This window comes from Halorubrum aquaticum (assembly GCF_900113615.1).
In the GTDB taxonomy this organism is placed as follows: Archaea; Halobacteriota; Halobacteria; order Halobacteriales; family Haloferacaceae; genus Halorubrum; species Halorubrum aquaticum.
In genome coordinates this window covers 17,785-26,800 of the sequence record NZ_FOPZ01000024.1, presented here as the reverse complement: position 1 = coordinate 26,800, position 9,016 = coordinate 17,785, and the positions used below count along the sequence as shown (strand labels likewise).

Below are 9,016 nucleotides of genomic sequence, written 5' to 3'. Positions count from 1 at the left end.
GGCCGGAACCCGGCCCACCACGCTTTTCGCACCCGGGCGTCTACGTCGACGCGATGAACGCAGTCACGTTGGGTCCCGCCGGCACGTACTCCCACCGCGCGGCGCGGGCCGTCGCAGCCGAGGTGTCGTTCCGCGAGTCGGTCACCGCCATCGTCGACGCCGTCGCGAGCGGCGAGTTCGAGCGCGGGGTCGTCCCGATCGAGAACAGCATCGAGGGGTCGGTCTCCGAGAGCCTCGACGCGCTCGCCGACCACGACGTCGCCGTCACCCGCGAGGTCGTCACGCCCATCCGCCACGCCCTGCTCGCGCAGTCGTCGGAGTTCGAACTCGTCGCCAGCCACTCGCAGGCGCTCGCACAGTGTCGAAACTGGCTGGAGGCGAACCACCCCGACGCCGGACTGGAGGCGGTCGCCTCGACCGCCCGCGGGGTCGAACGCGCCCGCGAGGACGCCCGAATCGCCGGGATCGGCCACCCCGACAACGCCGGCGACGACCTCGAGATCCTCGCCGCGGACATCCAGGACCGCACCTCGAACGCGACCCGGTTCCTCGTGGTCGGCCCGCCGAGCGCGCGGTCCGACGCCGGCGGGAAGACCACGCTCATCGTCTACCCGAACGCCAACTACCCCGGCCTCCTGCTCGAGCTGCTGGAGGCCTTCGCCGACCGCAACCTCAACCTCTCGCGGATCGAGTCGCGCCCGAGCGGCGAGCGCCTCGGCGACTACCTCTTCCACTTCGACGTCGAGGCCGGCCTCTACGAGGACCACATGGCGAAGGCGGTCGAGGACGTCGAGGCGATCGCCGACAACGGGTGGGTTCGGGTGTTGGGGTCGTACGACACCCAGCACGTCCTCGAGTAGTCGCACGGGCGGGGTCCGTTCGCCCGCCTCACGGCCACGACCCACCGGCCCCGCCGTCGAACGGCGCCGTCCACTCTCGTTCTCACCACTCGTCCTCCCACCAGTCGTCGGATCCGGCGTCGGCTCTGGCCCGATTCGCCTCCTTTCTCCACTTCTGATACTTCTCCTCGTGCTCGGCGTCGAACTCGTCGAGGCGTCGGCCGGCCGGATACGGTCGGTCGCTCTCCTCGTAGTGGGACAGGATCTCGCCCGCCGCGTTCCGCAACGCGCTCACCCTGGAATCGCGGAGGTCCCGTATCGCTTCCTTCGCACTCTCGTCGTGGGCGGCGAGTTCGCCCAACGCGAGCACCCCCCACAGTTCGAGCTCGTCCCCTCTCGGGTCGAGCATCTCGGCGACCCTCGGGGCGTATCGCTCCGCGCTTCCGGGAAGTTCCCGACTGATGTGCGCCAGTACGAGGGACGGGATCGTCCAGAAGTACTGGTGTCGCGGCCGCCAATCGTCGAGCGTGACGGCCTCCGTCTCGCGGTCCGGGTCCAGTTCCGCCAACAGCGTCTCCTCGTACGCTCGAGCCTCCAGCGGGGCGTCACGCGCCAGTCGCTCGACGACCAGCAGCAGTTGCTTGTTCCGGTGTTGCGAGTAGAGGCCGAACAGCCGCTCGTACACCTCCCCGTCCCCGCAGTCGAGTCCCGACCAGAAGCGGCTCCGCCTCCCCGGGTTCCTGGTCGCGTCGAACAGGCTGTCGACCAGCGTCCTCGCGGTCCCCCGGTCGACCGACGGGTTCCCCTCGAGCAGCTCGACGATCGTCGTCGCGTCCGGGGAGTCGTCCCGTTTCGCCATGACGTCCAGTTCTCCCGGGACCTCGCTCGCACGTAGCTCGCGTCCCGTCCACGCCAGGAATCCCAGAAACAGCACGACCGTCGCGAGGCTCTTGACGGCGTCGCCTCCTCCGATGGCGTCCAGGAGGGCCAGGATCACCCCACTGACGAGTAGGTACCCGAGGAAGTACAGCGCTATCGTTCGTAGTTGACTCTTGACGTACCAGTAGTAGCGTTTGAGCCGGTTCATACCGATGACTCTCTTTGTTACACGTTGACATCTAACACCACCAATCATAAATATTCGGCAAGCCGCCGTCGCCGCGGATCGTCCCGTCGACGAACCCAACGGGACCTACTCGAACCGGTAGCTCGCGCCGTCCGGGTCGTCCTCGATCTCGACGCCGACCTCGCGAAGCGCGTCCCGCAGTTCGTCGGCGCGCTCGTAGTTGCCCGCCTCTCGTTCGGCCTCGCGGACGTCCAGAATCAGCTCGACCAGCTCGCCGGCGAGGTCGACGTCGCCGTCGGTCGGGGCGTCGAACTGGAGACCGAGCACGTCGCCGCCGAGTTCCTCGAACGCCTCGACGGCCTCGCGGAGCCCGCGGTAGTCGTACGGGGGCTCCGCGTCGACGTGACGGTTCACGGCGTCGGTGAGCGCCAGGAGCGCCGCGGTCGCCTCCCGGAGGTTGAGGTCGTCGTTCATCGCCGCCGCGAAGTCGTCGCGGGCGTCCGCGACCGCCCGGCGGAGCCCCTCGTCGACCGTCTTCGCGTACGCGTCGACGGAGTCGAGCGCGTCGACCGCGCGCTCGTGGGCACGAGAGAGCCGCTCGAAGCGCTCCTCGGCCTCCGCGATCGTCTCCTCGGTGAGCGCCTGCTCGGAGCGGTAGGCCGCCCCGGCGTAGAACGTCCGGACCACGTTGACGCCGAGCTCTTCCAGCGCGTCGGGGACGGTCCAGAAGTTGCCGATCGAGGAGGACATCTTCTCGCCCTCCATCGACAGCAGGCCGACGTGGAGCCAGTGGCGGACGAACTCCTCGCCGGTCGCCGCCGTCGACTGGGCGATCTCGTTCTCGTGGTGCGGGAAGACCAGGTCGCGCCCGCCCATGTGGACGTCGAGGGTCTCCCCGAGGTGCGTCGTCGACATCGCGGAACACTCCACGTGCCAGCCGGGCCGTCCCTCGCCCCACGGCGACTCCCACGTCTCGCCCTCGGGGACCGCGTCCCCGTGGTCGTGTTTCGCGTGCTCACGGGCCGCCGCCTCGCTCACGCCGCCGGCCTTCCAGAGCGCGAAGTCGGCGGGATTGCGCTTCTCCGACCGCTCGTCCGGCTCGCCCTGTGCCTCCAGTTCCTCGACGTCCTGATTGGAGAGCTTGCCGTAGTCGTCGAACGTCGTGACGTCGAAGTAGACGGAGCCGTTCGACTCGTAGGCGTACCCCTTCTCGACCAGCGTCTCGACGAGGTCGACGATCTCGGGGACGTGCTCGGTGACGCGGGGGTACACCTCCGCGCGGAGCAGGTTCAGCCCGCGCATCGCGTCGAAGGTGCTCGCCGTGAACGCCTCGGCCACGTCGCGCTCTCCGTCCCACTCCTCACGTTCGCCGACGCGGGCCGTGATCTTCTCGTTGACGTCGGTGACGTTCTCGACGTGTCGCACGTCGTAGCCGAGGTGCTCGAGCCACCGGTGGAGCACGTCGGCGTGGAACCAGAGCCGGGCGTGTCCGAGGTGGGGGTCGTCCGACACCGTCAGTCCACAGACGTACAGCGTGACGTCGCCGTCGGCCGTGAACTCGACGCGCTCGTCCGCCAGGGTGTCGGTAACGACGAGACTCATTGCGCGCCGATACCCGCGGGGAGGCTTTGAAATCGTCGGATCGTCCCGGGATCGGGAGCATTCGAGGATCCAGCGTGAAGACTACAACCGGGCTGTGACCCTTCCGACGGATTATGCCGCCGGGCTCGAAACCCGGATCCACCGATGAACCAGCACGCGACACCCCGGGTCGGCGTCGACGACGACGCGGCTTCCAGAGCCGACGCCGACGGGGACGCGACCCTCCGGACCGCCGCCGTCGACCTCCCCGACGGCCGCGAACTCGCCTACTCGGTCTGCGGTCCCGCCGACGGCTCCCCGGTCGTCCTCCACCACGGCACCCCCGGCTCGCGACTGTTCGCGGCGCTGCTCGCGGACGCCGCCGTCGAGGCGGGAGTCCGGCTCGTCACCCCGGATCGTCCGGGATACGGGCGCTCGTCGCCCCCGCCGGACGACTGGGGCTGGCGCGACTGGCCCGAGGACCTGACCGCGGTGCTCCGCGCGGAGTCGATCGACCGCGCCGGGCTGTGCGGCTTCTCCGGAGGCGGCCCGTTCGCGATCGCGGCCGCCGGGAGCGACCGGGCAACCCGGCTCGCGCTTTTGAGCACGGTCGTTCCGCCCAGCGAGGAGGGACTCGCCGGACTCGCCCGGATCCCCTACGCCATCCGCCTCCTCTTCCCGCTCTTCGGCGCGTTCGCGTCGGTTTCGGGGCCGGACACGGTCGTCTCCCAGTACACCGACCGGTCGGTGTCGGAGGCGGTCGCGCGGGCGGTGGCCGCGGACTTCCACGAGGCGCTCGGCGGCGGTGGCGGTGCGCTTAGTGGCGGCGGGGCGACCGCGGTCGAACGCGAGAGCCGGTCGTTCGCGAACGAGGCGGTCGACCTCGACCGACCCGACCTCCCGGTCCGCGCGTGGCACGGCACCCGCGACGACAACGCCCCTCTCGCGCCCGTGGGGGAGTTCGTGGACGAGCGGGACGGGGCGCTGACGACCGCCGACGCCGACCACCTCGGAACCCTGCTCGACCGCGGTTCCGACGCGCTCCGGTGGGTCGCGGCCGAGTAGGTCGGGCGAGGGGTCGCGACGCCGTCACCGGTCGGCGTCGATGTCGGTCCGCGAGGTCACGGCGTAGCCCGCCTCGCGGACCGCGTCGACGACGCGTTCCATGTGGGCGGGGCCGTTCGTCTCCACCTCGAAGACGAGGTCCGCGTCGCCGACCGGGAGGTCCGGGCGGCTCCGCTCGTGGCGGACGGTGCGGATGTTCGCGCGCTCGCCGCCGATCAGCGTCGATATCTCGCCCATCTTCCCCGGCGTGTCGTCGATGCGAACGGTGAGTTCGACCAGCTGGTGGCGGTCGACCAACGCGTGCGTCAACACCTCTTGGAGCGACGTGATGTCGATGTTGCCGCCGCAAAGCAGCGGGACGACCGTCTCGCCGGCCAGCCCGAGCTCCTCGACGATCCGGTCGTCGAGGAGGGCGGCCGCGGCGGTCGCGCCCGCGCCCTCGACCATCTGCTTGGCGCGTTCTAAGAGCAGCAGGATCGCGGCGGCCACGTCGTCGTCGCTGACGACGACCACCCCGTCGAGGTGCGTCTCGAGCAGGTCGAACGTGAGGTCGCTCATCCCGCCCGTGGCGATCCCGTCGGCGATCGTGTCCGGTTCCTCGCGGGTCACGAGCTCGCCGGCCGCGAGGCTCTCCGAGAGCGTCGAGGCCCCCTCGGTCTGGACGCCGACGACCCGCACGTCCGGATCACGCGCCTTGATCGCGGTCGCGATCCCGCCCGCGAGTCCGCCGCCGCCGACGGGGACGAGCACGGTGTCGACGTCGGGGGCCTGCTCGAGCACCTCCAGCCCGATGGTCCCCTGTCCGGCGACGACGTCCGGGTCGTCGAACGCGTGGACGAACCGCGTCGTCGGGTCGTCCACGAGCGTCCGCGCGTGGTCCATCGCCTCGGCGAAGACGGCCCCCTCGAGCACCACGTCGGCCCCGTACGACCGGGTGGCCTCGATCTTCGCGCCGGGGGCGGACTCGGGCATCACGATCGTCGAGTCGAGCCCCGCCGCGGTCGCCGCGAGCGCGACCCCCTGTGCGTGGTTTCCCGCGCTCGCGGCGACGACCCGGTCCACCGACGGCTCCGACTCCACGAGCCGCGAGATCGCGTTGTACGCCCCGCGGGGCTTGAACGAGCCGGTTCGCTGGAGGTGTTCCATCTTCAGTCGGACCTCCGCGCCGCATCGCTCGGAGAGCGACCGGCTCCGCTGGACGGGCGTGCGTTGGACGATGTCGGCGTCGGCGAACCGCGCCGCCGCGGCCTCGACGTCCGCGACCGTGACTCTGGACATGCGGAGCGAATCTACGCCCCGCACCGAAAAGGACTCGGTTGTGGAACCGGGTTTCCTCGCGGCGGCGCGTGCCGTGAGCGGCCCACCGGGCCGCGAACGACCGCGCGAGGGACGCTGCGAGCGGGGCGAGGTGCGAGCGACGCGAGGTGCGAGCGACGCGAGCACCTCGAACAACGAGCGGCGGAGCCGCGAGTCGCGAGCAGCGAGGCTGGGGAGGCGTGAGGTGCGGTACGATCGCATCCTCGCGAGCGGGGAGGGACCGGAGGCACGTAGCGCCTCGCGACTGAGGCTTCGGAAGGGTTCACCACAACCGCGTTTCTCGCTTCACACTCTCGACCGATCTATTCGCCCTCTCGACCGGTCTATTCGCCGTCGACGCCCGGGACCGCGGCCAGCGCGTCCTCGACGACTCGCAGCGCGGTCGCGCCGTCGCGACGGTCCACGATCACGACGAGCGAGCCGTCGTCGCCTCCCCCGACCGCGACGCCCGCGGCCGCGACCGCGACGTCGACCGCGTCGAGCCGACGGAGCGCGGCCGAAAGCGCCGCGGCGTCGACCCCGCCGGTCGCGAGCAGCGCGGTGTGTGAGCCCTCGGAGACGACCGCCGCGCCGCCGACCCGGAGGAGCGGCTCGCCGTCTACCCCTTCTCCCACCCCGTCCGCCTCGGCGTCGGTCACGACCCCGACGCCGCTCCGCATCGTGACGCTCGCGGTCCGGTCCGCGGTCGCGTACGCCGGGAGGTCCTCGCGGAACCGGCGGAGCGCGGTCGCGACCGCGTCGGCGTCGCCGTCGAGCCCGCCGCGCTCGACGAGCCACGCGGCGGTCGCGCTGTAGTTCAGCGTTCCCGCGCGGAGCGCGTCGAGGAGGAACGGGTGCTCTCGGACCGTCTCGCGGGTGGCGGCTGCCAGCGACATGCCCGCCCGTGTGCGCGCGGTCGGCATGGCGGTTTCGGTCGGAGCGTGCGATCGCCCGGTGTCCGTCGATCGGCGACGCGTTCCCGCGGCCTCGCAGCCTCCGAAGTCCCTAAGAACGGCGCGCCCCCAGAACGGGTATGCAGTCGCTCGTCATCGTCGCGCACGGCTCCCACCTCAACCCGGAATCGAGCGCGCCGACGTACGCGCACGCCGACACGATCCGCGCGTCCGGCGCGTTCGACGAGGTGAAGACCGGCTTCTGGAAGGAGGAACCGCACTTCCGCGAGGTGCTCCGCACCGTCGAGGGCGACGACGTCTACGTCGTCCCGCTGTTCGTCTCGGAGGGCTACTTCACCGAGCAGGTGATCCCCCGCGAGCTCCGTCTCGAGGGGTGGGACGTCTCCGAGTGGGACTCCGACGGGCTCTCGGCCGACCAGGCCACGCTCGTCGCCAGCGACGTCGGCCGAGAGGTCCACTACTGCGGGCCGGTCGGCACCCACGCCGCGATGACCGACGTGATCGAGCGGCGCGCGGAGTCGGTCACCGGCGACCCCGACGTGGGTGAGGGGTTCGGGTTGGCGGTCGTCGGCCACGGCACCGAGCGCAACGAGAACTCGGCGAAGGCGATCGAGTACCACGCCGACCGGATCCGCGAGCGCGGCCGCTTCGACGAGGTCCGGGCGCTCTACATGGACGAGGACCCCGAGGTCGACGACCTCCCCGAGTTCTTCGAGAGCGACGACGTGGTCCTCGTCCCGCTCTTCATCGCCGACGGCTACCACACGCAGGAGGACATCCCCGAGGACGTGGGGCTCTGTGAGGACCACACCGAGGGATACGACGTGCCCGAGACCGTCGACGGCACCCGGATCTGGTACGCGGGCGCGGTCGGCACCGAACCCCTGATGGCCGACGTGATACTGGAGCGCGCGGCGGACGCCGGCGCGGATCTCGGCGACGCGCTCGCGACCGTGCGTGAAACGACCCGGGTCGCCGCGGGGGACTGACCGTGAGTGATCCCGAGTCCGCGACCGACTCTGAGTTCGTGACCGACCCTGAGTCCGTGACGGCGGCCGAAAGCGGCGACGAGCCCGCAGTCCCCGAGATCGACCTCCCGAGCGACGCGTTCGACGCGGTGCTCGACGCGCTCGCCGGCCTCGCGCCCGACGAGTGGATCCGGTTCGAGGGGTTCGCGGTCGGCGTCGCCGGCGACGACCGCGCCGCCGACGCGGACGCCCACTACGTCCTCGAGCCCGCCGGCGACGACTCCCGGACGGGCCTGAACGAGCGCGACCTCCACGCGGCGCTCGCCGACCGCGCCCCCGCCGTCACCGACTGGTACGTCTTCGAGCGCGTCGTCGGCGAGTTCGGCCCCCGACGGGCGTTCCTGCGCTGGATCGAGGACGCCGACGGCGCGACGGTCGCCGAGCGATATGCCGCGCTCGCTGCGGGAATCGAGCGCGCGTGGGGACAGCTCCGGGTCATCGCGACGGTCACCGACCGCGGCGAGCGCCGGTACGAGGTGCGTCACGCCGACGACGTCGGGGTTCCCCGGGAGGAACTGACCGCTCACGACGACCCGCTCGAGGCCCGCGAGATCGTGACGCTGGACGGGAAGGGACGGTACCGCCCGCTGAAGACCGCCCCCACGCTGCGTCGTGGCTGGGTGTTCCCCGATCTGGGGCCCAAGGAGCTCTACGAGACCGTCGAGACGGTCTATCCGGCGACGATCGCGAACTGGCACCGCGAGCGGGAGGGCGAACTCGACGTGAGCCACTGGCGCGAGACGATGGCGCGGCAGTCGGGCATCTACGGCGTGATCCGAACGTGGGACCGCGGCGAGGGCCACGAACACGTGAACTGGGTGGCGGAGGCGTGCTGTGACGACTCGCAGTGTCTGAAACGCCGGGAGTGGGAGTACGACGAGGACACCGACCTCGACGTCGACGGCGGCGAGGGGGTCTTCCCGTGTCGGGAGCCCTGCTCGGTCGTCGTGAGCGCCGCGCGCAAGTGGACCCGGCTGGAGAGCGAGCAGCCCCGAACGTACGAGTTCGATCTGACGCCGAGCGAGAAGGAGCAACTCGAGGAGATCGTCGACGCGGTCGCCGACGGCCGGACCGACGAGATCCGCGAGGCGGACACGAAGGAGGGCGCGAACCGCTACCGCGCCCGGTTCCTCCGCGCGAAGTTGTTCGACGACGCGGGGAACCTCGGCGGCGTTCCGACCGATCCGGACGACCCGGACGACCCGGACGACGGCGAATAGCGGTTCG

The 9,016-nt window shown here is 71.1% G+C and carries 8 protein-coding genes; 4 read left to right on the top strand and 4 right to left on the bottom strand.

From position 1 onward, the window contains the following. Positions 1-53: 53 nt before the first annotated feature. On the top strand, positions 54-860 hold the full coding sequence (pheA, locus tag F3H10_RS14835) for a prephenate dehydratase (protein ID WP_149785555.1): 807 nt from the start codon (positions 54-56) through the stop codon (positions 858-860). An 82-nt stretch (positions 861-942) separates the two neighbouring features. Here pheA and F3H10_RS14830 read toward each other — a convergent pair whose 3' ends face one another. After that, positions 943-1,926: a hypothetical protein gene (locus F3H10_RS14830; RefSeq protein ID WP_149785554.1), complete on the bottom strand. Its 984-nt coding sequence runs from the start codon at positions 1,924-1,926 to the stop codon at positions 943-945. A 105-nt stretch (positions 1,927-2,031) separates the two neighbouring features. Beyond that, positions 2,032-3,507, bottom strand: a complete 1,476-nt coding sequence (gene cysS / locus F3H10_RS14825) for a cysteine--tRNA ligase (RefSeq protein ID WP_149785553.1) — start codon at positions 3,505-3,507, stop codon at positions 2,032-2,034. A gap of 144 nt (positions 3,508-3,651) precedes the next feature. Between cysS and F3H10_RS14820 the strand changes: the two genes are divergently transcribed. Further along, entirely contained in the window at positions 3,652-4,551 is a 900-nt protein-coding gene (locus F3H10_RS14820) for an alpha/beta fold hydrolase (RefSeq protein ID WP_149785552.1), read from the top strand. Between the two features lie 24 nt (positions 4,552-4,575). On the opposite strand, the gene ilvA is transcribed toward F3H10_RS14820, so the two are convergent. Beyond that, positions 4,576-5,829 carry a threonine ammonia-lyase gene (gene ilvA, locus F3H10_RS14815; protein ID WP_149785551.1) on the bottom strand — a complete coding sequence of 418 codons (1,254 nt, stop codon included), beginning with the start codon at positions 5,827-5,829 and terminating at the stop codon, positions 4,576-4,578. 362 nt (positions 5,830-6,191) lie between these two features. Next, positions 6,192-6,743, bottom strand: a complete 552-nt coding sequence (locus F3H10_RS14810) for a DUF7523 family protein (RefSeq protein WP_149785550.1) — start codon at positions 6,741-6,743, stop codon at positions 6,192-6,194. Between the two features lie 137 nt (positions 6,744-6,880). Between F3H10_RS14810 and F3H10_RS14805 the strand changes: the two genes are divergently transcribed. Then, a complete protein-coding gene (locus F3H10_RS14805; RefSeq protein WP_149785549.1) occupies positions 6,881-7,750 on the top strand; it encodes a CbiX/SirB N-terminal domain-containing protein in 870 nt (289 codons plus the stop codon). Between the two features lie 2 nt (positions 7,751-7,752). Beyond that, positions 7,753-9,009 (top strand): DR2241 family protein, encoded by a 1,257-nt coding sequence (locus tag F3H10_RS14800; RefSeq protein WP_394349719.1) that lies wholly within the window; start codon positions 7,753-7,755, stop codon positions 9,007-9,009. Positions 9,010-9,016: the final 7 nt, after the last annotated feature.

Bases quoted from the DNA above. Each gene is read 5' to 3' on its own strand.
- pheA (WP_149785555.1), top strand. From the start codon at position 54: ATGAACGCAGTCACGTTGGGTCCCGCCGGCACGTACTCCCACCGCGCG.
- F3H10_RS14830 (WP_149785554.1), bottom strand. From the start codon at position 1,926: ATGAACCGGCTCAAACGCTACTACTGGTACGTCAAGAGTCAACTACGA.
- cysS (WP_149785553.1), bottom strand. From the start codon at position 3,507: ATGAGTCTCGTCGTTACCGACACCCTGGCGGACGAGCGCGTCGAGTTC.
- F3H10_RS14820 (WP_149785552.1), top strand. From the start codon at position 3,652: ATGAACCAGCACGCGACACCCCGGGTCGGCGTCGACGACGACGCGGCT.
- ilvA (WP_149785551.1), bottom strand. From the start codon at position 5,829: ATGTCCAGAGTCACGGTCGCGGACGTCGAGGCCGCGGCGGCGCGGTTC.
- F3H10_RS14810 (WP_149785550.1), bottom strand. From the start codon at position 6,743: ATGTCGCTGGCAGCCGCCACCCGCGAGACGGTCCGAGAGCACCCGTTC.
- F3H10_RS14805 (WP_149785549.1), top strand. From the start codon at position 6,881: ATGCAGTCGCTCGTCATCGTCGCGCACGGCTCCCACCTCAACCCGGAA.